Consider the following 22,319-nt stretch of genomic DNA (forward strand, 5'->3'; position numbering starts at 1 on the left):
TCACGCCGTCGGAAAGTAGACGCTCTGCTTGCCGACGATCTCCTCGAGGTTGTTCCGATGGCGATGGGAGAAGTAACACTCGTAGCTCCGAGTATCCACAGATTGCGCCGGTATCGTATTCGGCGACGAAGGGACCGCGCCGGGTCGTCCAGACGTTCGCTCCGCAGTCGGTACACGCAGCACTATCGAGATCGGTTGGTGACGGGCCCTCGTACTCGATTTCGAGGATGTCGCTATGTGGCGTTGAGTCGGGCCAGACGCCGTGAGACTGCCAGAACGCCTTGAGGCGGGCGAGACTGTGACGAACCGTCTTGCGAACCGTGACGTGATCGGCGTCGCGACCGCTATCATCCCACCCATCAGCTGTCCAGAATTCCCCGAACTGCGCGCCACGATGCAGCCCGTTCCAGTCGACGCCCACAATGTCGGCTGGTGGCTCGTCGGTGAGTGTCGGCCGGGTCAGCTGTCGGATGGCTTCGAGTTGTTTTGGTGGACTCCCGCCGAGGATATGGACGCGCCGACCGCGCCAGTCGGCCGGATCAGAGAACTCGTGGGCCAACCGGTCGGCGTACCCACGCGAATAGCCAAGAACGAGATCCTTGGGAATTGCGTCGATCACCGCTTGGGACTTTGGGACGATGATGAGCTCGGCCTCGGGGTAGCTGGCCTGAATCTCACGAGCAGCAGCGACGTGGTCATCGACGTCGCCGCGTTCGTAGATGTCGCCGATGACGCCGACCTGTGGTTCGTGCTCGAAGAACCGATCGACGAACCGATCCAGATCGGGGTTCCGAAAGTCGTTGTCAAGCATCCCGACGGGGAGGGTGAGATTCTGATATTGGTTCTCCTGATACCCGCAGTCCTCCCGAAAGCCGGGAAGGAAACCGAGCTTATAGGCATCCAGAGTGAACGGGGCTCGATGGAGGAACGCCACGATGTCGGCTTGTCTGGCGGCAGCGATGTCGCTAGCCGTTCTGGAGTCTGTACTCACGAGGGACATAATTGGAGTCACGAGGCCGCTGTTGGCCGCCCCGCGCCCCTTCAGGGGCCTGAAAAACCGAGGTGCAGTCTGTTAACCAACAATGGGGAAACCCACGCGGAGCTTGTTGGTTAATAACAGAGCTTACTCTTCGTCCTCACGCAGCTCTTCAGCCTTCCACTTGAGCCGGCGCAGAATCTGCGTCCGATTCTGATGGGCGTTCTCGTAGGCAACGCACTCCTGGAGGGTTTCCATATCCGGGATCGTCGCGATACCGGCCTTGATCAGGCGTGTGTTCGGTGCTTCCAGACGCTTCTCTGGAGGGAATTCGTTACTCTCTTCGTCGTCAGTAGTCTCCATCTCGAAGAGCCTCCACCCCTTTGGGGCCGACACAAACAACTCTCCGGACGATAACGCTCTACCTCTAATAGAGATAAAACCGATACAACAGTTACCGTAATGGTCATCCCCCGCGAGTGTTTACAGGCCCGTATGGAGCGAAAGACGATCTCCGTCACCGGGATGTCGTGCAACGGGTGCGAACAGAACGTGGAGACCGCCCTGCGAAACCTCGACGGTGTGAGTCGGGTCGAGGCCGACCACGAAGCTGACACGGTCGACGTGGTTCTCGAGGATGGAGTCGCAGACGACGACGTGAACGCGGCAATCGAACAGGCTGGCTACGACGTCAAGGCCTAATCGGCCGCCGCTCGGCCGTCTTCCCGCTCGCCGTCGGTGCGTTCGTCGAGGGCGAATTCGGTGTTGACACCCTCGCCCGAGAGGAGCTGACCAGCGAAGCTGTTGGCGAGGACGGCCGAGACAGACAACACCATCGCAAGCATCGCGAACACGGGGTGAACGAGCCCCGTGGTCGCGGCGGCGACGCCGACGCCGTTGAACGCGAAGGCCGTCACGAGATTCTGGCGGGTCTTCCGGTAGCTCTCTTTCCCGATCTCGTAGGCGTCCATCACGCCACCAAGCCGGTCGCCCATCAGGACGATGTCCGCCGATTCGATGGCGATGTCGGTCCCGGCGCCGATGGCGATGCCGATGTCCGCCTGTGTGAGTGCCGGCGCGTCGTTGATGCCGTCGCCGACCATCGCCACACGGTGGCCAGCTTCCTGCAGGCGACCGATCTCTTCGCGTTTCTCGTCGGGCAGGACATCAGCCATAACGCGGTCGATACCGACCTCCTCGGCGACCGCCTGCGCGGTGCGCTCGTTGTCGCCAGTGATCATCACGGGCGTAATATCGTATTCCTTCATCCGCTGGACAGTCGCAGCGGCGTCGCTCTTGACCTCGTCGCCGATGCCGATCAGGCCAAAGAGGTCACCGCCACGAACAACTCCAGCAACGGTGAGGCCGCGGCCTTGGAGTCGCTCAATATCGGCGTCTCCCTTCGACAGGTCGATCCCCTCGTCGCTGAGCCATCCCGGTTTCCCGACCAGCACGTCGTCGCTGGCCACGGTTGCCCGAACGCCCTTGCCGGTCACGGAGTCGAAATCATCGGGGTCCACGTATTCGACGTCTTGCTCGTCGGCGAACTCGAGGATCGCATCAGCGAGAGGATGCTCGGAGAACGCCTCTGTACTGGCCGCAGTCGTGAGTACATCCACCTCGTCGGCACCGAACGCGACGACCTCACTGACAGCGGGTTCGCCGACGGTGATGGTGCCGGTCTTGTCCAACACGATGTGGTCGATATCGGGGAAGATCTGGAACGCGTCACCCGACCGCATCAGGATGCCGCGGTTCGCCGCCTTTCCGCCGCCCCGGATGAGGGCGAGCGGTGTCGCCATCCCGAGCGCACACGGATAGCCGAGCACGAGGACCGCCAGCGCTGCGAACGCCCCGCGCTGGACGTCGGGGGCTGCCCCCACGCGAGCGGTGCAACCACCCAGAAGAGGAACGAGAAAGCAGCAATCGTCAAGACGCCTGGGACGAAGTACTTGAGGACGCGGTCGGCGAGCTGGATGATGCCGGGCTTCATCGCCCGCGCTTCCTCAATTTCGCGTGCCACCTGGTTCAGGAACGCGTCCTCGCCGGTTGCCAGTTACCTCGATGAGCAGCGTCCCGGTCTCGTTGACGCTGCCGCCGATCACCGCGTCGCCTTCGGACTTCTCCTCGGGGATGGACTCGCCGGTAGCGACCGACTCGTCGACCGTCGATTCGCCCTCGACGACGGTGCCGTCGACGGGGATGTTCTCGCCGGGCTTGACGCGGACGCGATGGCCAACGTTGAGGTCCTCGACCGGGACTTCCTCGACATCGTCGTCGTCGGTGACTCGGCGTGCTGTGTCGGGTTGGAGATCGAGGAGGCTCTGGACGGCCTGCGAGGCCCGAGTGCGGACGATGAGGCTGGTGTACTCCGAGAGGATGTGGTAGGTGGTGATGAACACGGAGACGGCGAAGAAGTGGACGGTCGGGAAGCTCGGGAAGACGAACAGACCGAGCAACCCACCGAGGAGCCCTGCAAACGCGCCTGCCTCCAGGAGGACGTGCTGGTTGAGGATACCCCGACGGAGGCTCTGGAACGCCTTCTGTTTGATGTAGCGGCCAGGCCCGAACATCGTCCCGAGCGCCAGCCCCAGCGTCACCAGATCCACTACGAGAGATGCCGACTCGAAGCGTCCCATCACTAGGATCATCCAGCCCATCAGCACAGCAACGACGATGGATGCGCCGCCGGCGAGCAGGAGGCGGCGCTTGCCGTCGGCGAGCTCGGCCTGCTGTTGCTCGTATCGCTTCGCCTTGTCCGGGTCGCGGATGGTGTACCCGAGATCCCGGAGCGTGTCCTTCACCTCGACCTCGCTCAGGCACTCATCGTCGTATTCGACGAGAACTTCCTCGTGAGCGAGACTCACGTCGACGTCCTCGACGCCGTCGGTCCGGCTGTAGGCCTTCTTGATGCTCTCGGCACAGAACGAGCAGGACATCCCCCCGACGTTGAATTGTTCGTGTGTCGTTCCCATCTTGCCTGTTGGTTATCGTGCGACGCGGATAACCATTACGACAAACGTTATAGCGGTTTCGAGATACTAATACTGCTGTCGGGAGAGTGGCGTTACTCTTACTATTGTCGTCCGCTTATGTCGTCACAAGAATGGCGCTCCTCGAATCCGACGTGCCGATCCGTGAAGTCGTGACGACGGATCCGGAGAAAGCGAAGGCACTGGAGAACGACGTTCGGGCGAAGATCCTCGATATGCTCGCGACCGATGAAATGACGATCGAGGAGATCCACGACGAGTTGCACCGTCGCGGCGAGGAGAAGGCCGAGACGACAGTGCGTCACCATGTGAACGTCCTGAAGGATGCGGGGATGGTGGAAATCGCTCGTCTGGAAGAGGCTGGTGGAGGGACACGGAAGTACTACAAGTCGAACACGCGAGTCTTCTCCTACGATCTTCCGGAAGGCGCCGACAATAACCTCGCGCAGGCGCAGTCTACCGCGTCCGAAGAATTGACTGCCCTCATCGAGACGTTGTATGCGGACCACGGTACCGAGATTGAGGCGGTTGCCCGCGAAATGAAGCCTTGCGAGTACTGCGACACCCAGCATTACGAGGAGTTCATGGTTCGCGAACTCCTGAACCGTGCCCTCATCGAATTAGGCGAGAGCGGCACGCTCGACGATGTGTTCTCGACCGAGGACTGACGCTCACTCGATACAGCAGCTCATTTTGGACGTATTCCGACGGAACGCCTGACAGGCGTGTTTGAACGCCTCGGAGAACGTTGGGAACGGGTGGACAGTATTGATGATGTCGTCAACGGTGAGACCGAAATTCACCGCCAGCGTGGCTTCCATGATCATGTCGGCGGCGCGGGGGCCGACCATGTGGACGCCAACAATCCCGTCGGTCTCGTGGTGCTTCACCACCTGGACGAGTCCATCCGTGTTCTTGACGGCCTTTGCCCGAGGGACATCTTCCATCTGAACCGTCCGGCAGGAACAGGTACCGTGTTCGTCCATATATTCACGTTCAGTTGTCCCAACGACTGCTACCTCGGGACTGGTGAACACGACTGCGGGGACTCCATCGTAGTCGATGCTGACGCCCTCGTTGCCGAAGGCGTTCTTGACGGCGTGATTGCCCTCCTTGGCGGCGACCGTCTCCAGTTCGGGCTCGCCGATCACGTCCCCCGCCGCGTAGATGTCGGAATTGGTCGTCTGGAAATGCTCGTCGACGCGAATCGCGCCATCGGATTCGGTCTCGACGCCGACTGCTTCCAAGCCGATGTTCTCACTGTTGGGCTGGACGCCGGTTGCGACGAATAACGTCTCTGCGGTGAACGCTTGCTCCTCGCCCTCGATGACAGTCTCCACAGCGACGCCCTTCTGACCAGGGTCAGCACCACTGTCGGTAGCCACATCCTGAACCTGCTGGAAGTCGTTACTGGTCACGACATCGATTCCCTCCTCATTGAAGGCTCGTTGCGATCTCCCGGCCGAGCTGACCTTCCATATCTGAGAGCACGTGACCGGAGCGCTGGAGGATGGTTACGTCGACGCCGACACGGTGGAGGATCTGGCCCCACTCCAGCGCGATGTATCCGCCACCAAGGATCACGATGTTCTCGGGGAGGTCGCGCTCCTCGAGGATGGTCTCGCTCGTGTAGTAGTCGACGTCGTCGAGGCCGTCGATGGGCGGCGCCCACGGTGAACTGCCCGTCGCGACGAGCACCTTCTTCCCAGTAATGTGCGCGCCCTCGTCGGCGCCGTCGACGACCTCAATGGTCGTGTCGTCCACCAGCTGGCCGTAGCCCTCGTAGATGTCGGTCTCGAAGTGCTCGGCGACGTCGACGTAGTTCTCCTGCCGGAACCGCTCGACGAGTTCGTTGGTGCCGTCGAGTGCGTCGGCCCAGTCGACAGTCGGCTCTTCGGGATATGTGACGGCGTCGAAGGGATTCTCCGACGCTCGCAGCGCCGCTCTCGGCGACGGCAAGCAGATGCTTACTCGGGACACAGCCGACGTTCACGCAGGTTCCGCCGATGGGCAAGCCGGTGTTCACCATCGCCGTCGAGAGGTCCCGTCGGCTCGCTTCAGTGATCGCGGCGAAAGCTGCGGCGCCACCGCCGAGAATCACGAGATCATAGTCGGATGTGTGAGTCATCTATACCGAAACTTTACGACGGGAAGTTCTTATACTCCAGAGTCCGAAGCTATAGAGTAGGTTGGAGGCCACGAAGCTATGGCAGATACTACTTCACCGGCGCCAACGTGCGATGTTGAGGGGACGTGCTATTGTCCGCTCACAGGAGTTATCGACACGTTGAGCCGAAAATACGCGATCGCAACTCGTCAGTATCATCGGCGCACACGATTCGCTGCGGTTCGCGGAGATCGAGGCGCACCTCCCTACAGCGAGCACGTCGACAATCTCGAAACGCCTCGACGAATTCGAGGAGGCAGGGATCGTCTCACGGACGCAGTACAACGAAATTCCGCCACGCGTCGAATACGCGCTAACTGACGAAGGGGATGAGATTCGTTCGAGATCAGAACCCCTTCTTGAGTGGGCGACGGCGAACTCCTGACGTACGGATTCCAGTGAATTTCATCCCACATTTGAGGCTACTCCATTCAGGTGGGGGTGTTAGCCCCAAGACTATCCTTTCTTCGTGTGCTACTGTGACGCATGATAAACGAGGGAGCGTCTGCACCGTCATTCACTCTTCCAGGTCTCCGTGACGGAGAACAAACCGAGTACAGCTTGGATGAGACAACTGCGGATGATCGGGCTGCGTTGCTAGTTTTTTACCCATTTGATTTCAGTCCTGTTTGTACAAACGAACTGTGTGCGATCCGCGATGCAGAGTGGTTTCAGCTGACGCCGGCGCTCGATGTCTGGGCAATTTCTGGGGACAGCGTCTACGCCCACCGAGCATTCGCCGAGGAATACGGCATCAATTTCCCGTTACTTAGTGATAGTTCCGGGCGGGTTGCCGAGTCATATGATGTCTGTTATGACGAATGGGAGAACCACGAGCGCGTTCCACAGCGTGCCGTGTTCCTCATCGATTCGGAGCAAACGATTCGATACGCTTGGGCCACAGAAGATGCGACTCGAGAAGCCGGATTTCTTCCGGTTAAAGACGCTCTTGATACGCTGGAAGCGGAACGCGATGAATTCGGTCCTGATAATGTCGAATTAGTCGTCGAATATAACGAGGAACCGGAACCGCTCACGTAAACGGCTGTTTGAGGACAGTTTCAGTGAACGCCGCTCCGACAATCAGCCCATCGCCTCTTGGAACCGCTCACGCAGCGCATCTTCACGCTCCTCGAACTGGTCGACCTTCTCCTGTAGATCATCGCTGACGCGCTCGATGCTCGCGAGCGCACGCTCGCCGGCGAGCGACGCCTGCGACCCGTCGTCGCCGTCCGCCTCGAGCTGCTCCTCGTAGGCTCGCTCGACGCGCTCGATGGTACCCTCGGGGTTGAACAGGATGTCGTTGGCCGTGCGGACGTAGCCGTCCAGCGACGCACCCTCCTTGCCCTGGAAGAAGTGAGTGAGCGCGTACGTCGCGCCGGAGTCCGAGCGTCCGCATATCGATCTCGAACGGCGACGCAGCGTTCGCCTCGGCATCCTCGGCAGCACGCTCTGCGAGATAGTCCGGGAATCCCAGCAGGCTGTAAAACTCGGTGACGGTGAACGGGAGCTCGGAGAACTCGAGATCGATCTCCTGCGCATCTCGGATGAATTCGAAGAGGTCGTCGGCGACGAGTTCGACCTGGGCGAGAATCTCCTCCCACCAGGTCCGGAAGTCCCGAACGTCCCCGACGTGCTTGATGACTTCCTTGTCGGTGAGCGAGCGCATCGAATTCGAGCAGTACCCGTCCTGAGCGAATCCCTCGACGTAGACGGCGTGCTCACCGAAGAAGTCGTAGCCGGAGGTCACGCCCATCGTGATCGGTCTGACCGCCCGGGCAGCCGGACTTCGAGGCCGTCGAACATCACGTCCATATGGACCTCGCCGCCGCCCCGGTAGCGCCGGATCTCGCCGAACATCACGTTCCCGAGCGGCGACCCGTCGATGGTCTCCTCGCGAAGGACCTCTTCCAAGGGCCTGTACACATCCACCGGGTTGATGATCGCGTAACTGTCCGTGGGGACGTGAAATAGTGGGTCTGCGTCGGGCTCGCCGTCTGTCGCGTGGTCGCGCGCTCTTGTCGGCTCGACCAGGGCGTTGAAGCGCTCCGTTTCGACCCACTCGTCGGAGTAGGGATTCCGGTATGCGACTGTCGTCTCGACGGCCTGCGGGAGGTCACGAATCGTCTCGGCGAAGGACTTCGGTTCGTCGACCGTTTTCTTCCGGCGGTACCAGTCGGGTAGTTCTGTATCGGTTCGTCCGTCGACGCCAGCGAACACGGTTCTGGATTCTGGGTCTTTCGATTGCAGTCACCTCGAAATCGAATTCGTCGCTCGCGACGGCGCTCTCATCACGCGCCCTGCGCCCCTCTCACGGGCGCAAAAACAACCACTCTTAACCAACGCCCCGCCCACGAATCCAGTACTGTTGGTTAAACATCTGGACGGTCTCGACACCTGGCTTCGGCTCTTCAATTCACTCGTCGGCGTGGCGTCGACGGCGCACCTGTTCAGGATTCGGCACCCACGGATGTGCGTCCCAGCAGTGCAGGGCGTGCTCTTGTGCCGTGTCGAACAGCGCCTCACACGACCCACACTCGTAGGCGGTGTCGGACCACGGTTCCGTGACGAACATCGCCGTCACCGTCGATCTGACTGGATCTGGTGCGGCCGACCGCTGAACGTAATCATAGCCGATCACTGTCCGTCGACGAAGCGCCGACTGTGCCAGCCGTTCGGGCCGGTCTGCTGGGAGATACACCCAGCGGACGAACGCCTCTTCTGAGTCCTTCGCCGAGGGTTGAAGGATGAACCATCGGTTGTGCTCGTCGCGGAACAGATACCGCTCAGTGCCCCGGTTCTGGAGATAGAGCGGATCACCACGACCGGGAATCAGCCGAAGTCCCACTGACGGCGAGATCGGGGTGAGGAGTCGCTCTTCCAGTGAGAGCGAGCCGGACTCTCCGGATGATGTCTCGCTCTCGAAGTCATCAAGCGTCGCTTCGCCAGTCATGATTCGCCGGGATTCGTCTCGTCTGCTGTCTTTCCCAGCTATTCGCTCGTGCCGGTCGTTGTATCGCTTGAGTTCTCGGCCGATCCACTCCAGCGCCGTGACAGCGCGTTCGATGAGCTGGTACGTTGCTCGCGAAAGTCGGAATTTCTCCATCAGTTGGCCTCCTCTGGCTCGACGAGGTCGTTACTCTCAGCGACGAGTGCCTGAACGGCAGAGACAGGGTCGTTCTTCGACCGGAAGTGTTCGATGGTCAAGCGGGGCGGGATACGCCCGGTCCCCCTGCGCACAAAGTATGATCAACCACTCTTCGCTCCCTTTGGCGCGGACGACGTAGTGGTCGATATCTCGACGTTGGAAGACTGTCCGATCTGTCCGGCTCACCGCACTCCAATTCGCCGGCAGTGACGATGACGGCGCCCCACCATCTGGCGTGAGTGCTCGGTACTCTTCGAATTCGGCGAGTGCCGCCTCGATATCCTCCCCGGTGAGGTGCCAGCAGTCGGCCGGGCCATCACACACCAGCTGACTGACCACGTCGTTGCGGAACTGGATGTAGTGTTGCTGGGCGACAGTTTCGTTGTCGGTGTAATCGAGGAGGAGCACACAGGCGAGCTGTGCCGGTCCGCTTCCCGTATAGCCCCAGTCGAATTCCGCCGGGCTATGCCGCACGAGACCGAGACTTCGATTTGGGGAGAGGCGTTCGTGTGCGGTGAGGTTCAGGACCACTGGCGTTCCGTCGACACGCATTCCGACGTACTCAACGCAGTCTCCACTCGCCTGCCATCGCTCACTCGCATCCTGTACGACTGCTCGTCGGTCGGTAGTCGAATTCATCTCCATCGGTTGCCATGCGGGCGTTCGGATTCCCCGCACCCTGCTGGGGGTCGAAAAACTACCACCGGCTATTAACCCCTCAGCGTCGCTTCAAAGTTAGAACTCAGACTATTATAGTTCAAACTATAACATTTCTACAGATAACTAATCAATAGGGACTGTTTATTCTTCGAATAGACAGCGAGCGGCTGCATCGTCGCCAGCGAGGGTCTGCTGATCCTCGTCCGTATCAGCGAAGAGTGTTGACTGATCTCCTTCGGTTGATTGCTCAACTGCGGGTCGATCGTCGACGCCGAACACACTGGCCTCGGGCCGATCAAGACGTGAATCCCGGTCGCGATGATCCACGTCAGCACCGAAGTCCTCGAGTGAGGTCTCGACGCTCGTTTCAGTTACTTCGAGTTGGCCATCGTCGCCGAATGCGGTCTGTCGTTGAATTTCGATCTCGGCTTGATCGCTCATCTCATTCGAGCCTCCACCCACCGAGGCTCCGACAGACATCCCCGAGTGCTGCGTCAATTGTCTTCTGCGCGAATTTCGCTGGCCCGATCTTTGAGCCGGCGAAGAATCGGGATCCGTTGCTGATTCGCATTCTCGTAGGCGACGCAGGCTCGCAGCGTCTCCATGTCATGAATCGTCGCGATACCAGCATTGATGAGACGGGTATTTGGCGGTTCGAGACGCTGTTTCGGTGTGAGAGCGTCTGATTCGACGGATAGATCTGACGAATCGCTCATTTTTGTTCGCCTCCGCTCTCTCAAGGCGGCAACAAACAGCGGCCAGGCCCCTCCCAGTCGAAGAAATCTCCTGTCAGAACTCCACGTCAGTTTGGCGGTAGTTCGCGTCAGTGTCGACGCTGTCGTACATACGGCCGAGCATGTCGAGCGCTGACTGGAAGTGCGCGTAGTGCTCGTTTGCGAACGCCACAGTTTCTTCGAGTGGGATGACAGGCCGTCCGTCGACCATCTCGGCCTCGATCTGTGGCCGCGGCTTGAGTACCGCCTGTATCGAACCATCGAGGTCGGCAGCAGGCAGGCGTTCTTCCGCAGTCGGGATTTCGAACCGATCGAAGAACGCCGTCCAGGCATCGAGGTCAGACTCGTGGACGGCGATGAACAGCGGATAGTCCTCTGGGTCGCGAGCGACCTGGTAGCCACCGCGAGTCCAGACGTAGACCGCATCGATGCCAGTGTATCCGATACTCCATCCCCGTGAACTGCGGGAGGACATAGGCTTCTGAGATTGACGGCGGCGAGATGTCCGCTGACGCTGTCAGGAACTCGAGACCGGCGTCTCGGAGCGTCTGATCGATGAGATGAAGCCCATCGTCGTACGCGACGTATCCCGCCTCCTCGAGGCTATTCACGACGCGACGGATCGTCTCCCGGTTCTCGTCGATCTTCCGCGCGACGCCTGAGATGGAATCGCCTGGATCAAGCGCGAGGATAACCTTGAGTTCCTTCTCACCGCACACTTCGTACATCCTGCGGCTACACAATTCTGTGCGATCGTCAAAAAAGTACTATTCGTGTGGGTCGGCTGGCTGGATCTGGCGAGTGTCCTCAGCGAGGTCGTGGATATACTCGCGGAGGGTTTCCATATCCTCGCGGGCGTCTTCGAGCGTCTTACCCTTCACTTTGGCCGTGATCTTGTCTTGATCGCGGGTGCCAGTACCGCGAGTGAGTTTGACGGTGAGTGAGACGCCGACATCGCTTCGCTCGACGTACTCGGTTGGCACCTGACGCTCACGGTTCTGTTGCGATTCTGAGTCCACACGAGGCTGCTGAGTGTGTTCTGACATTGATTGCGCTCTGTGATCGTTAGTTGACGGACGGTGCAACTGGGTCGTCGACTATCTCATGAAGGGTAGCATCTATCTCGCGTCCGGTGAGTCGCCAGCAGCCGTCGGGTCCTGTACACTCTAGCTGGCTCACTACTTCGGTCTTGAACGCCTTGTACTCCGAAAGCGCTACCTCCTCATCGTCGGTGTAATCGAGCAGGAGGGCGAGTGCGAGTTGGGCCGGCCCGCTGCCACCATATCCCCATTCGAAGCCCGAAGGACTGTGATTTGCCAGCTCGAGACTCCGCTCTGGCGTGAGCTGTTGTTGGTCTGATTGCTTCTCGACGATGGCGCGGCCTCGACGACGGTAACCGACGTAAATGACGTCGGGATCAGCCGTGGTCCGTGACTGTACGTGTGAGCGTGGGTCGCTGATTCCACTCATAGGTTGGTTCGCGGGAGGCTCGTTTGATCACCCCCGCACCCCTCTCGGGGGTTCATAAACAGGACGGCGAAGCGTTCGGCAACGTATTTGACAGTTGCAACGTACTGTCCAGGTATATCGGAATGGCTGTACTGGACGACCTCTCAGGGTTCGAGTTCGAGGACGTAATCGAGGATGTCTTCCGCAATCTCGGCTACGAGAACGTCCGTCAGGCCGACCGAACCGCCGACGAGGGTCGCGACGTTATTATGGAGGAGGTCGTCGACGGCACCCGGCGCGCGATCATCGTCGAAGTGCCGAGCACACGGGGACGGTCGGACGGCCGGTCGTCCAGAAGCTCCACTCAGCAATCGCGACCTTCGACTTCGACGGCCCCAAACGCGGGATGGTCGTCACGACCGGCCGGTTCACGAACCCGGCTCAGGAGTACGCCGACCGCCTCCAGCAGAACGACGACCCCCATCCAATCGAGCTGCTCGATGGCGAGGACCTCCGGGAGATCGCCGACGAGATCGGCCTCGACCTCTACAACGGTCGCATCGAGATTCTCTGCGACGAAACGCTACGTCCCTACGACCCGGCCGCCGACGTCGACGCGGCCGTCGAAGAGGCGTTCCGCGACGTCGAGAACATCGAGGCCGCCGACCTCCCAGACCCACACTCATCGGTGACGTTCCGGCCGGTGGTGGCGGTCACCGCGGACACGAACGTCGTCTTCGAGACGTCGGTGGGCGTCATCCACCGGATTAACGATCGGACGCGATTCGTTGCCCACGCCGAACGCGGGCAGCCGCAGGTCGTCGACGAGGACGTCGCGACGCTGGTCACCGAGAACCTCCACGCGACGGTCAATCTCGACGCCGAGCAGTTCGGAGAGGTGTTCGACGACGTCGAGGAGCGGCGGTTCGGCCAGACTCAGACGGAGTACAAGGAGTGGGCCGTCGAGCGGCTCCAGCAGCACCACACGAAAACGGTCACCTACACCGGCGACAACAACGTCACCTACAACAAGACCTGCGAGCCGAACCGCTCGGACATCTCCGTCCAGTCAATCGAGCCGGTGTACCTTCCCGAGGTTCGGCACACCACCGACCACCAGAAGTACACCTATCCCTATGAGTACTACGCGGCGGGCCCCTCACGAATGACCGCCGAGGACGGCATCCATCGGTGCGTCCACTGTGACACGAGCGGCATCGACGAAACGTACACGTACTGTCCGAACTGCGGGGCGATCGCCTGCACCAGCCACACGAAAACGGAGCGGCTGGAAGGTGAGTCAATCTGTACGGGCTGTGCGGTGACGGAACGGTTCGCGCTGAAGACGAAGTACTTCTACGACGAGGAGAATCTCGAGGCGTTCCGCGAGGAGTACGCCGAAATGCCGCTTCACGAAAAGGCGATGGAGAACAAGTGGCTGGCCGGGGGGAGCGTGGTCGCGACGCTGCTGCTCATCGTCGGACTACTCGTCATCGGCGGCATCATCTAAGCGGCCTCGGTGTTCACGCCGGCTCAGCGACCAGCTCTTCGAGCGCGTGCTCAAGCGGGCCGTGGAACTGCCAGCTAGCCCGCTCGAAGGCTTCCTCGGTCGGCCCATCCCAGCGCGGGAATGCGGAATGACCGCTCACTTTGACTGTCCACTCGGTCGGCTCGTCGAACGGGTTCTCCGTCGGGAGTTCGACGACGTAGAGGTACTCCTCGTCGCCGTGGATGCCGTCGGCCGGATTCTCGACGCCGTGGCCCAGCAGGAACAGCGGCTGGTCCAGGTGCTCCATATTGGACGGCTCGAGGAGATCCGCTGGCTGAGCCGCGTCGATCGTTCGCTCTGGGTCGCCATCCAGGTAGAGGTCGACCGTCGAGAGCTTGTCGAGGAACACGAAGGTCGCCGCCGTGTAGCCCGGTCCCCGCTCTGCGCGGGTCGCATCGAGAAGCTCTTTCAGTTGTGCGAGATCCCGGAGGACGCTCCCGGGATACCCGTCCGAATGCCGGTACACCTGCGCGACGCGGTCGGCGCTGCCATCTGTCTCACCGGTCTGTTCGACTCGTTGGACGAATCGGAGTTGGCTCCGTGTCGACATCGGTACTCGCCGGCGCGTGTGCGCCGGCACCCATCGCCGGCGCTGAAACAACACCACACAGTCGTAGCGGGATTGCAATCCGCTACGCGAGATGTGACACCTCGTCTGGTTCCTCCACGTCGTCGAATTCACCACGCTCGACCGGCTCCCAATCCTCCCCAGGTGCTGGACTCCACCAGTCGATCTCATAGGCACCCGGTCCAGCCGAGGATTTTTGCCCGTGCCGAGCCGTCAGGCAGGTCGCGGCGGAGCTTCTCGTCGACGTGAAGGTTCCACGTTGAGTCGGTGTCGAAGCACGCGAGCACAGCCTCCTCGTAGCCACGGTCTTCTCGAGACTCTTGGAGGACGACCTGCGTGTTACAGTTCTTGCAGAACACTCCCTCGAAGGGAATGTGGGTGAACACTTCCTGCCCGCAGACGGGACACCAGAGGAACTCGAACAGTGCCTCGCTGTGTCGGTCGAGTACTTCGAGACTCATTGTTGGACCGACCCGGTTCGACCGGGTCACTCTCTCCGCCCCGGCCGAAAAACACCCTGCGTGTGTACGTCCTCAGCGTTCAGGGCCGTAGACGATGCGCGAGGGGGCTTCGTACCCACAGTCCGGACAGTCGTACCAGCGCTGTACCGTCGCTCCATCAGCTGTCTTCTCACCGACGAGGACGTCGTCGTTTGGACACTCCGGACAGTTCAGTTCGGGCGCTGGCCGCTCCCGAAGCGCATCCCGGAACGTTGTCGCCTCCTTCGTCTCGAAGCCTCGCGACCAGATCGGGTAGCCGTCGACGAGGATCGCTCCGCGCCACTTGTACCGGTATGAATCCGGCGCCCGGTGTAGAACAGCTCGCGCTCCAGTCTCGGTGTTTCGATACGCGAGTGTTGGTGAGCGACTCTCTCGTGACCAGTTGGTGATTCGTGGCATCGTTGGTCAGAAATGAACGTCTGCGGGGACGATCCAGAGCGTCTGGCTGTCCTCGTCTTCCTCGAGGACTCGGTCGAGCTGGCCTCGATGCCGAATCCCCTGGGCGTGCTGGTCGTACATCGGGATTGAGGGCCCTTCGTACGCGCCGACCTGGTGGAACGCGTGGCGGGCGAGGTCCTCGTCGCGCATGATCGCCTCGTCGCTGAGCTCGTCGAGCGCCTCCTTCACGCGGTCGAGATTCCGCTGAAACTCCTCTTTCGTGGCCTTCCAAGCCCGGTCGAGCAGTTCACCGCCCTCCTCTGAGTTGATGGGGGCCGCCGTCGGCAGGTCACCCAGCGGGCCTTCCCGGCGACCGTCGTGTCGTCTTCATCGAACGTGACGTAGTAATCAAACACGGCGCAGCCGTGGGGATTCGCGCCGACGAGACGGTCGAAGACTGCTTTCCCCTCGACCAGGGCGTCGTGCTGTGTCGGTGCTTCCACCAGCGCGTAGATCGCCATATCGCATCTGGTTCACCTCGGAGTGCCGACTCACCGGGCGCCGCTCGGCGCTGTCTGCTCGGTGCGCCGGCACCCATCGCCGGCGCTCGAAAAACCTCGCTTCGGGAGACCGCGTTCAGGAATCGGCAGTCTGCTCGACGGTGATCGTCAGGTCGCCCGACTCGTAGTCGGCCTCGAAGTCGGTGCTGAACGCGTCGGAGTCGTAGGCGGCGTGGTAGGCACGGTCGCAGTTCGAGCGACCCGGTCGCCTTGAAGTGGAAGAACGCGGCCGCCGTGTAGGGTTGGCTCTGGGTTTCGATCTGCGTCTCGACAGAGGCCGGGAGCGCGATTTGTGGTGTGTCCGTATCGATACTCGTAGCGAACGCCTTCGCTTCCTCGACGGTCGCCTGCGAATGTGCGGGTGTCTCGCCGGTGAGCACGTTTACCGGCGTCTCGGTATCGTCAGTGAACAGGACATCGTGGAAGGTGCGCGTCCCGAGGACTGCGTCGGGACTTAACTCGCAATCGTGGAGTGGATCGTCGTCTGGATTCTCGGGCATCAAATCAGAGCCTGCGGTGGGGCTCAGTCTCTACTGCCCCAGACAAACTGCAAATTGTCTCGATAGAGCGCAGGAAAGTCGCGAAAGAGGAGCGTCCTGCCCGCACTTCCCGCCGCAGAGTCAGGTGTCGGAGAACCAATCGGGCTCGATTCGCGACAACCGCATCGCGTTCCCGGTGACACCGAGGCTCATCCCCATATCACCGACAACGACCGCCAACGCAACGCTGACCAGCCCCAGTGGCACGCCCAGCGCGAGCAGGAACTTCACGCCGAGACTCGCCCAGATGTTCTGCCGGATCACCCCGTTGGCCGTATGCGACAGGTCGTACAGGTACGGGAGTTTCCCGACGTCGTCGCCCATCAACGCAATATCGGCCGTCTCGAGAGCGGTGTCGGTGCCGGCCGCGCCCATCGCGATGCCGACCTCCGCGGTGGCGAGCGCGGGCGCGTCGTTGATGCCGTCACCGACCATCGCGACATCACCGTACTCTGCCTGTAACTCCTCGACAGCGTCGACCTTCTCGTCGGGCAGGAGTTCTGCGCGATACTCGTCGACCCCGACCTGCTCGGCGATTGCGCGGGCGGTGCCCTCGTTGTCGCCGGTGAGCATCACCACGCGCTCGACGCCCAGCTCGTGCAGGCGTTCGACGGCCCGCTTCGAGGCCGGGCGAACCTCGTCGGCGATGGCGATCGCACCCAGCAGTTTCGACTCCGTCCCGACGATAACGACAGTCTTGCCCTCCCGCTCCAGCGCGGAGAGGGCATCCTCGGCGAACGCCCCGTTCTCGCCCTCGGTCGCCTCTTCCGTCATAACGCCGCCGTCCGTCTCGCGGCGTGCCCGAGCGAGGTCGAAGCCCAGTTCCTCGAAGAGCGCGGGCTTGCCCGCATGGTCCGTCTCGCCGCCGATCTCGCCGCGGATGCCCTTCCCAGTGAGGCTCTCGAAACCCGTCGGGTCGGGCAGGTTGCCCACGCCCGCCTCCTCAGCACGGGCGAGAATCGCCGTAGCAATGGGATGCTCACTGCGCTGCTCCAGCCCAGCGGCGCGACGGAGCAGATCGTCCTCCGTAGTGTCACCCACCGGAACGACGTCGGTGACGGCGAGTTCGCCCTTGGTGAGCGTCCCGGTCTTGTCGACGGCGACGGCGTCGACCTCGCCCATCGCTTCCAGGTAATTTCCGCCCTTGATCAGGACGCCGTTCTTCGCGGCGCTCGTGATGCCCGACACCACCGAGACGGGTGTGGAGATGACGAACGCACACGGGCAGGCGATCACCAGCAGCGTGAGCCCACGGATGAACCACGTCTGCCAGTCGCCCGCGAAGGTGAACCCGTAACCGGCTAGGTCCACCGCCACCGGATCAGCGATAACCAGCGGCGGGATAGCGGCGGTCAGGATTGCCAGCACGACGACGAGGGGTGTGTAGTAGCCGGAGAAGCTGTCGACGAACTGCTCAGACTCGGTCTTCTTCGCCTGTGCGCCCTGTACCATTTCGATAATACGCGAGAGCGTCGAATCGCCAGCGGTCGAGGTGACCTCTACCTCGAGGTACCCCTCTTCGTTGATCGCGCCGGCGTACACCTCGTCGCCGGTGGTCTTGTCGACGGGGACGCTCTCGCCCGTGATCGGCGACTGGTCGACTGCACTCTCGCCTTCGATGACCGTCCCGTCGAGCGGAATCTTGTCGCCAGGGCGGACGACGACGGTCTCGCCAACGTCGACCTCCTCGACGGAAACGGTCACTTCCTCACCATCGCGACGGACGGTCGCCTCGTCGGGCGAGAGTTCCATCAGCTCGCGCAGAGAATCCCGTGCCCTGTCCATCGCATAGTCCTCGAGCAGTTCGGCGATGCTGAACAGGACGGCCAGCGTCGCGGCCTCGACGAAGTAGCCGATGCCGGTTGCGGCGATGATCGCTGTCCCCATCAGGAGGTCGATGTCGAGGCTTCGGTTCTTCGCGGAGTAGTACCCGCTGCGGACGACCGGGATGCCACTGGCCGCGACGGCACCGAGGAACAGGACATCTGCGATGTGTAGCGGGTAGTCGAGGATGCTCGCTATCGCGACGTTCTGGCCGGTGAGAAGGAACTCGAAGACTAGACCAAGGATGACGAACGCTGCGCCGAGCCACGTCTTCTTCGCGCGAGAACTCGTCCAGACCTCCGAAGGTGGCGCGATATCGACGCCGTCGGCAGACTCGTCGGTTTCGTCGTCTGCTCCGCCGATCACGTCATAGCCGGCGGCTTCGATCGCCGCGACGACGTCGGCTTTGGTAGTCCGGTCCGGATCGTACTTGATGGTAGCTGTCCCGGTGGTCGGCTGGAGCGTGGCCTCAACGACGCCGTCGACGCGCTGGAGGCTCTTGTCGACTTTTTGCGCACACGACGGACAGTCCATCTCGGGGACCGTGAGACGGGCAGTCAACTCCCGCTGCCCGCCGCCGTTCGGTGGTCCCGCTGTATCCACATCGGAATTCTCTGTCATCACCTCACGGTAGGAGCGGGAGTTCGATATGTCTTTGTTGGAATATTCCAACCGCGGTGTCAGTGCGATGCCAGCCGTTCTTCCGCTACCCGCTCGCCGGCGACGTGTTGCTTCGCCAAATGTTCTTCCGCCCGACGGAGCCGGTAGGTAAGTGTTGACCGAGGCACGTCGAGATGCTCGGCCAACTCGCCGACATCGACCTCGCGGGGCGACTCGTAGTAGCCGTGTTCGACGGCGGCTTGGAGGGCGGCTTCCTGCGCCGGGGGTAATCCGCTCGGTGTTTCGTCGCTTCCTCCAGCTGCTGTCGTCGTGTCCGCGGTGCGGAGCATCTCCATCTGAGCGCATTCTTCGACGGCAACCTCGAGGGAGTCGAAGAATGCCGCCACGTCGCCGTCGCCCGAGTGGATGAGTCGCCACGTGTAGTGGCGGCCCTCATGACGGGTCTCGAACAGCACGCCGTCCCCGAGATGGTCGCGGGCGATGTGGGGAACCGAGGCGCAGGTGGGGGTTCGCTCCCAGTCGGAGTAGAGGACGAGCGTGTCGTCCGTGCGGTCAAGGACGCGGGTGGTCTGGGTGGCGCCGCAGTCCTCGGTGGCGAGACAGTCGGCGTAGTAGTCGCTGTTTCGAAACGCGTCCTCGATGGCGTCGAGTGCGTCCGGAGTGCCGGTGGCATGGTCGACTCGCCAAAGTTGGTCGGCAGTCGCGTGCAACGAAAGCGAGCGGACACGGGCGTCGGGGTAGTCGGCAAGGGCATCCGCCACCCTATTGCACCCCGGCTCGTATTCGAGGGCGAAGACGAGTTCGCGCATACCCCGTCTACGGCCTCCTCCGACATAACCAATGGCACGGGACTACGTCTACTGGTGAGCATCGAGATCACGTCGTTCGGGTCGTGGACCTCCTGCATTCGCTGCGCTTCGGCCGCGTATTGGTCCTGGAGATCGGGGTCATCAACCGTGCCGAGATTGCCGGGCCCCGCATCGACTGCCGCTGTCGTATCTCGAATATCGGTGAAGGACGTGAGTGCCCGCTCTTTCCGATAATACTGTTTGCCGTCGGGTGTCGCGTAGGTGAGGATGATTAGGTTCTGTTCATCATCGGAGTAGGTACGTTCGACGAGCCATACTCGCACCTCGTCATCAGCCCGATCTGACATATCCAGACGTTCGTGGGGACTCAGAAAGGGATTGGCGTTATAATCGGTCGACTGACGCAGTTTTCGACGGTGATTCACCACCAGGGATGCGCAGTTCCTGGCGCTCGCCGACCCACTCGCCGAGCTTCTGTGTGAGGTACTGGCGAGCGGTCGACTGGGTGAACACACCCTTGTCGAGCATATCGCCGACGACGTCTTTGAGGGCCGCGAACTGTCCCTGCAGGTGGCCGTCGCCGACCGGCTCGCCGTCGTACCAGCGCACCGTCGCGAGCGCGCCGTTCCCGACCGTCTCTCCCTGTTCGACTGTCTCCGAGTCGTACTGGAGGCCGAACCATAGTGTCCGGTAGGCGGCTACCTCGAATGTCGTCGACACCACGAAGAACGCCTCGTGGTGGAGATAGTCGAGATGGTCCGCGACGATCTCGTCGAGGGTAAGCCCGGTGGCGCAGGGCTTCGGCTCGACGACCGTCGACGGGCGATCTTCACCGGCGAGGTAGCCATCGACGGCATCTACCTCGAGGCCATCGGCCAGTTCCGCCAGCAGCTGTTTCGCCCACTTCGAGTCGGTGTCGTCGCCACCGAACGGTGTTTCAGCCGATATTCGGTGCTTGAGCTTGAGATTCGCTGCACCCCAATGAGAGTAGTGGAGCGTGTACTGTCCGTCAGTTCGTTCGTACGCAACGAGTGCGCGGTGGCCCATTGAACAATCACCTCGGAGGACGACCAACGACTGGATCGCCCCGCACCCCTCCCGGGGGACGAACAACGCTACTCGTCGATCGGGTCGGGGAAACTGAGGTCCGCGTACAGGACCTCACCGTCGCGGATGATGTACCGTTTGGCCAGCACGGGAAAGCGGCACTTAGTAAATCCGGCTGTCTGGATGTCGAATTCTTCGTCCGGTTCGAGATATTCTGCGAGCGACCGGAGGAACTCGTGGGTGACGATGCCACCGTCGTAGTCAGGAAGCCCGTTCTCACGAGCCTCGTACACGTCGAAGCTGTCGTAGCCCCAGATGATCAGTTCGCCGTCGTCGTCCACCTCCCAGTTGAGCGTCCCGAAGCAGTGGTTCTCACAGAGTTCGCGGACTGCCTGTGGATCCGATACGAGCGCGCCGGTCGATGTCGTTGCGGCTTGGAGTGTTGCCATGGGTTGTTCTCGGGAGCGGTCTCGCGCCCGCACCCCTTCAAGGGGGCGAACAACCGCTCACGCTGTGACGGCCACAGGATACTGCGTTGCCGACGCGTCGTGCTGTCAGGATTCTTCTTTAGCGTCACCGTCCCTCGTCGTATTCGGTTGGGTGAGAACATCCACCTGCTCGAGGAGCGTCGTCGCGGTGCTAATTCGCTCTCGATCAGCGGGCCCCAATTGGTCGGCGTCGATACTGGAGAGGCTGCTAAGCGCGCGGTGGAGTCGATAGCCTGGGGTGTCTCGTGGGTCCATGTGTGCGCCTCCGCCAATTTACGGCGCGAAAAAACACCGGCGGGCAGTCAGCGGGGCGGTCCGGGAGTGATCTCGAACTAGCCTCCAATTAACCAACAGGACGAATCGATATCGGGATTAGTTGGTTAAACTGTCACCGTCTCTATTGACCGGCTTCGGGTTCGGGCCCATAGCGAGGTGTCCCGCACCGCTGACACTCCCACATGGGCTGCCCGGTCCACTCGTCGTCGGGGATAGCCTCGAATTCGCGAAATCGATGCTTAGTCTCCCGATCACACTCCCGACACTCGAGGTGAGTTCTGTTTGGGCGCTCGCGTCGTGGCTGTTCGGTATCGGTCTTGCCAACGGATTCCTGGAGCGCAATCGCCGGCACCAGCCAGAGGTCGTCGTCTGCGTCCTCACGTAGGCTTGCAAGACGATCTTCGGAGTGAACCCCACTCCCGGTTTCCTCGTAGAGGAACGTCGTGTGCTCGCCGTCGTGACAGGACTGCGTCGTCTCTGTCCACGCCGTCCGCTCACGAGCAGCCGCGAGCAGCTGATTACCACATTCAGACGTGACCCGTGTCGCCGAGGGGAGCGAGGGCCACTGATCGACAAGCTGTGGGGCCGGTTCTTCGTCGAGATCATAGATTAGCTTGCAGTCATCGACTACTGGGTCATCATCTGCCCTCGCGAGGAGGGTGGCCGCAGCAGATCCCTTCGCGACGGCGCCGTAGAACGTCGACGCCTCAACGAGCAGCTGGATGACGTGGAGGAGAGTCCGTTCGGCATTCGACGTGCCCTGCTCGTCGGCTGCTTCGAGATGGTTCGTGAGACAGAACCGGCACTTCGACTGGCCAGCGGGGATCGACGCTCCACAGGAATCGCACTCGGTCGCAGCTGCTGTCGGGTCGTCTGGATAGCCTGCGTCGACGCCACCAGAGCGTTGCCGCCGGAGCTCACCACTACTACTGGCGAGTTGGTCGTCGGGAACGTGGGTCGCTTCGCCGAGCGGTCGGAGGGCTTCGTAGTCGGCGTACTGGTCGGTCATAGAGTGATCTGGCCGTATCATGCT

17 protein-coding genes and 12 pseudogenes are annotated in these 22,319 nt (G+C 61.6%); 5 read left to right on the forward strand and 24 right to left on the reverse strand.

Going from position 1 to position 22,319, the window contains the following annotated elements; genetic code table 11:
• Together ACODNG_RS15260 and ACODNG_RS15265 are read right to left on the reverse strand one after the other, a co-directional pair.
• Window positions 1–1,000 (reverse strand): annotated as a pseudogene (locus ACODNG_RS15260) (DUF6610 family protein).
• Between the two features lie 123 nt (window positions 1,001–1,123).
• Complete coding sequence (locus ACODNG_RS15265) at window positions 1,124–1,339, reverse strand: hypothetical protein (protein WP_144928047.1); 216 nt, start codon at window positions 1,337–1,339, stop codon at window positions 1,124–1,126.
• A gap of 132 nt (window positions 1,340–1,471) precedes the next feature.
• On the opposite strand from ACODNG_RS15265, the gene ACODNG_RS15270 reads away from it, so the two are divergent.
• Window positions 1,472–1,678, forward strand: a complete 207-nt coding sequence (locus tag ACODNG_RS15270) for a heavy-metal-associated domain-containing protein (RefSeq protein ID WP_137783042.1) — start codon at window positions 1,472–1,474, stop codon at window positions 1,676–1,678.
• Here ACODNG_RS15270 and ACODNG_RS15275 read toward each other — a convergent pair.
• Window positions 1,675–3,951 (reverse strand): annotated as a pseudogene (locus ACODNG_RS15275) (heavy metal translocating P-type ATPase). The gene ACODNG_RS15270 and the pseudogene ACODNG_RS15275 overlap by 4 nt on opposite strands.
• A 131-nt stretch (window positions 3,952–4,082) precedes the next feature.
• Between ACODNG_RS15275 and ACODNG_RS15280 the strand changes: the two are divergent.
• Window positions 4,083–4,637: an ArsR/SmtB family transcription factor gene (locus tag ACODNG_RS15280; RefSeq protein ID WP_123115218.1), complete on the forward strand. Its 555-nt coding sequence runs from the start codon at window positions 4,083–4,085 to the stop codon at window positions 4,635–4,637.
• Window positions 4,638–4,640: 3 nt separating this feature from the next.
• Here ACODNG_RS15280 and merA read toward each other — a convergent pair.
• Window positions 4,641–6,097, reverse strand: a pseudogene (gene merA / locus ACODNG_RS15285) (mercury(II) reductase).
• A gap of 78 nt (window positions 6,098–6,175) precedes the next feature.
• Here merA and ACODNG_RS15290 point away from each other — a divergent pair.
• A pseudogene (locus ACODNG_RS15290) lies at window positions 6,176–6,521 on the forward strand (winged helix-turn-helix transcriptional regulator).
• A 101-nt stretch (window positions 6,522–6,622) separates the two neighbouring features.
• Window positions 6,623–7,177 (forward strand): redoxin domain-containing protein, encoded by a 555-nt coding sequence (locus ACODNG_RS15295; protein WP_434523268.1) that lies wholly within the window; start codon window positions 6,623–6,625, stop codon window positions 7,175–7,177.
• A gap of 42 nt (window positions 7,178–7,219) precedes the next feature.
• Here ACODNG_RS15295 and ACODNG_RS15300 read toward each other — a convergent pair.
• From ACODNG_RS15300 to ACODNG_RS15335, 8 genes and pseudogenes are all read right to left on the reverse strand, one after another.
• A pseudogene (locus tag ACODNG_RS15300) lies at window positions 7,220–8,386 on the reverse strand (hypothetical protein).
• A gap of 166 nt (window positions 8,387–8,552) precedes the next feature.
• Window positions 8,553–9,089 (reverse strand): hypothetical protein, encoded by a 537-nt coding sequence (locus ACODNG_RS15305; protein ID WP_128904653.1) that lies wholly within the window; start codon window positions 9,087–9,089, stop codon window positions 8,553–8,555.
• Between the two features lie 152 nt (window positions 9,090–9,241).
• Window positions 9,242–9,929, reverse strand: a pseudogene (locus ACODNG_RS15310) (DUF6166 domain-containing protein).
• A 156-nt stretch (window positions 9,930–10,085) separates the two neighbouring features.
• Complete coding sequence (locus ACODNG_RS15315; protein WP_128904652.1) at window positions 10,086–10,385, reverse strand: hypothetical protein; 300 nt, start codon at window positions 10,383–10,385, stop codon at window positions 10,086–10,088.
• A gap of 53 nt (window positions 10,386–10,438) precedes the next feature.
• Window positions 10,439–10,660: a hypothetical protein gene (locus ACODNG_RS15320; RefSeq protein ID WP_128904651.1), complete on the reverse strand. Its 222-nt coding sequence runs from the start codon at window positions 10,658–10,660 to the stop codon at window positions 10,439–10,441.
• Between the two features lie 73 nt (window positions 10,661–10,733).
• Window positions 10,734–11,406 (reverse strand): annotated as a pseudogene (locus tag ACODNG_RS15325) (RNA polymerase subunit sigma-70).
• 39 nt (window positions 11,407–11,445) lie between these two features.
• Complete coding sequence (locus tag ACODNG_RS15330) at window positions 11,446–11,724, reverse strand: DUF7389 domain-containing protein (protein ID WP_128904649.1); 279 nt, start codon at window positions 11,722–11,724, stop codon at window positions 11,446–11,448.
• Window positions 11,725–11,743: 19 nt separating this feature from the next.
• Entirely contained in the window at window positions 11,744–12,148 is a 405-nt protein-coding gene (locus ACODNG_RS15335; RefSeq protein WP_128904648.1) for a DUF6166 domain-containing protein, read from the reverse strand.
• A 122-nt stretch (window positions 12,149–12,270) separates the two neighbouring features.
• Between ACODNG_RS15335 and ACODNG_RS15340 the strand changes: the two are divergent.
• A pseudogene (locus ACODNG_RS15340) lies at window positions 12,271–13,637 on the forward strand (restriction endonuclease).
• A 13-nt stretch (window positions 13,638–13,650) separates the two neighbouring features.
• On the opposite strand, the gene ACODNG_RS15345 reads toward ACODNG_RS15340, so the two are convergent.
• The 12 genes and pseudogenes from ACODNG_RS15345 to ACODNG_RS15400 form a co-directional block, all read right to left on the reverse strand.
• Window positions 13,651–14,226, reverse strand: coding sequence for a hypothetical protein (locus tag ACODNG_RS15345; RefSeq protein WP_128904646.1), 576 nt, complete (start codon window positions 14,224–14,226; stop codon window positions 13,651–13,653).
• 82 nt (window positions 14,227–14,308) lie between these two features.
• Window positions 14,309–14,705, reverse strand: a pseudogene (locus ACODNG_RS15350) (DUF7567 family protein).
• A gap of 72 nt (window positions 14,706–14,777) precedes the next feature.
• The gene (locus tag ACODNG_RS15355; RefSeq protein WP_011222454.1) at window positions 14,778–15,143 is read right to left on the reverse strand and encodes a DUF7568 family protein; all 366 of its coding nucleotides are present in this window, start codon (window positions 15,141–15,143) and stop codon (window positions 14,778–14,780) included.
• A 6-nt stretch (window positions 15,144–15,149) separates the two neighbouring features.
• Window positions 15,150–15,643: pseudogene (locus ACODNG_RS15360) on the reverse strand (hypothetical protein).
• Window positions 15,644–15,758: 115 nt separating this feature from the next.
• Window positions 15,759–16,182, reverse strand: a pseudogene (locus ACODNG_RS15365) (hypothetical protein).
• Window positions 16,183–16,302: 120 nt separating this feature from the next.
• Window positions 16,303–18,666: a heavy metal translocating P-type ATPase gene (locus ACODNG_RS15370; protein ID WP_434523269.1), complete on the reverse strand. Its 2,364-nt coding sequence runs from the start codon at window positions 18,664–18,666 to the stop codon at window positions 16,303–16,305.
• A gap of 59 nt (window positions 18,667–18,725) precedes the next feature.
• Entirely contained in the window at window positions 18,726–19,475 is a 750-nt protein-coding gene (locus ACODNG_RS15375) for a helix-turn-helix domain-containing protein (RefSeq protein ID WP_004594502.1), read from the reverse strand.
• Window positions 19,476–19,540: 65 nt separating this feature from the next.
• Window positions 19,541–19,822 (reverse strand): annotated as a pseudogene (locus ACODNG_RS15380) (hypothetical protein); the annotation flags it as partial.
• A gap of 37 nt (window positions 19,823–19,859) precedes the next feature.
• Window positions 19,860–20,522: a DUF6735 family protein gene (locus ACODNG_RS15385; RefSeq protein WP_210113832.1), complete on the reverse strand. Its 663-nt coding sequence runs from the start codon at window positions 20,520–20,522 to the stop codon at window positions 19,860–19,862.
• A gap of 68 nt (window positions 20,523–20,590) precedes the next feature.
• Window positions 20,591–20,971: a hypothetical protein gene (locus tag ACODNG_RS15390; protein WP_210113833.1), complete on the reverse strand. Its 381-nt coding sequence runs from the start codon at window positions 20,969–20,971 to the stop codon at window positions 20,591–20,593.
• A gap of 105 nt (window positions 20,972–21,076) precedes the next feature.
• Window positions 21,077–21,265, reverse strand: a complete 189-nt coding sequence (locus ACODNG_RS15395) for a hypothetical protein (protein ID WP_233340876.1) — start codon at window positions 21,263–21,265, stop codon at window positions 21,077–21,079.
• A gap of 142 nt (window positions 21,266–21,407) precedes the next feature.
• Window positions 21,408–22,295 carry a hypothetical protein gene (locus tag ACODNG_RS15400; protein ID WP_210113834.1) on the reverse strand — a complete coding sequence of 296 codons (888 nt, stop codon included), beginning with the start codon at window positions 22,293–22,295 and terminating at the stop codon, window positions 21,408–21,410.
• Window positions 22,296–22,319: the final 24 nt, after the last annotated feature.

Source organism: Halorubrum sp. AS12, from assembly GCF_051122765.1.
GTDB lineage: Archaea > Halobacteriota > Halobacteria > Halobacteriales > Haloferacaceae > Halorubrum > Halorubrum trapanicum.

Excerpts from the sequence above, each read along its gene's own strand:
- ACODNG_RS15265 (WP_144928047.1), bottom strand. The coding sequence starts at position 1,339 with ATGGAGACTACTGACGACGAAGAGAGTAACGAATTCCCTCCAGAGAAG.
- ACODNG_RS15270 (WP_137783042.1), top strand. The coding sequence starts at position 1,472 with ATGGAGCGAAAGACGATCTCCGTCACCGGGATGTCGTGCAACGGGTGC.
- ACODNG_RS15280 (WP_123115218.1), top strand. The coding sequence starts at position 4,083 with ATGGCGCTCCTCGAATCCGACGTGCCGATCCGTGAAGTCGTGACGACG.
- ACODNG_RS15295 (WP_434523268.1), top strand. The coding sequence starts at position 6,623 with ATGATAAACGAGGGAGCGTCTGCACCGTCATTCACTCTTCCAGGTCTC.
- ACODNG_RS15305 (WP_128904653.1), bottom strand. The coding sequence starts at position 9,089 with ATGACTGGCGAAGCGACGCTTGATGACTTCGAGAGCGAGACATCATCC.
- ACODNG_RS15315 (WP_128904652.1), bottom strand. The coding sequence starts at position 10,385 with ATGAGCGATCAAGCCGAGATCGAAATTCAACGACAGACCGCATTCGGC.
- ACODNG_RS15320 (WP_128904651.1), bottom strand. The coding sequence starts at position 10,660 with ATGAGCGATTCGTCAGATCTATCCGTCGAATCAGACGCTCTCACACCG.
- ACODNG_RS15330 (WP_128904649.1), bottom strand. The coding sequence starts at position 11,724 with ATGTCAGAACACACTCAGCAGCCTCGTGTGGACTCAGAATCGCAACAG.
- ACODNG_RS15335 (WP_128904648.1), bottom strand. The coding sequence starts at position 12,148 with ATGAGTGGAATCAGCGACCCACGCTCACACGTACAGTCACGGACCACG.
- ACODNG_RS15345 (WP_128904646.1), bottom strand. The coding sequence starts at position 14,226 with ATGTCGACACGGAGCCAACTCCGATTCGTCCAACGAGTCGAACAGACC.
- ACODNG_RS15355 (WP_011222454.1), bottom strand. The coding sequence starts at position 15,143 with ATGCCACGAATCACCAACTGGTCACGAGAGAGTCGCTCACCAACACTC.
- ACODNG_RS15370 (WP_434523269.1), bottom strand. The coding sequence starts at position 18,666 with ATGACAGAGAATTCCGATGTGGATACAGCGGGACCACCGAACGGCGGC.
- ACODNG_RS15375 (WP_004594502.1), bottom strand. The coding sequence starts at position 19,475 with ATGCGCGAACTCGTCTTCGCCCTCGAATACGAGCCGGGGTGCAATAGG.
- ACODNG_RS15385 (WP_210113832.1), bottom strand. The coding sequence starts at position 20,522 with ATGGGCCACCGCGCACTCGTTGCGTACGAACGAACTGACGGACAGTAC.
- ACODNG_RS15390 (WP_210113833.1), bottom strand. The coding sequence starts at position 20,971 with ATGGCAACACTCCAAGCCGCAACGACATCGACCGGCGCGCTCGTATCG.
- ACODNG_RS15395 (WP_233340876.1), bottom strand. The coding sequence starts at position 21,265 with ATGGACCCACGAGACACCCCAGGCTATCGACTCCACCGCGCGCTTAGC.
- ACODNG_RS15400 (WP_210113834.1), bottom strand. The coding sequence starts at position 22,295 with ATGACCGACCAGTACGCCGACTACGAAGCCCTCCGACCGCTCGGCGAA.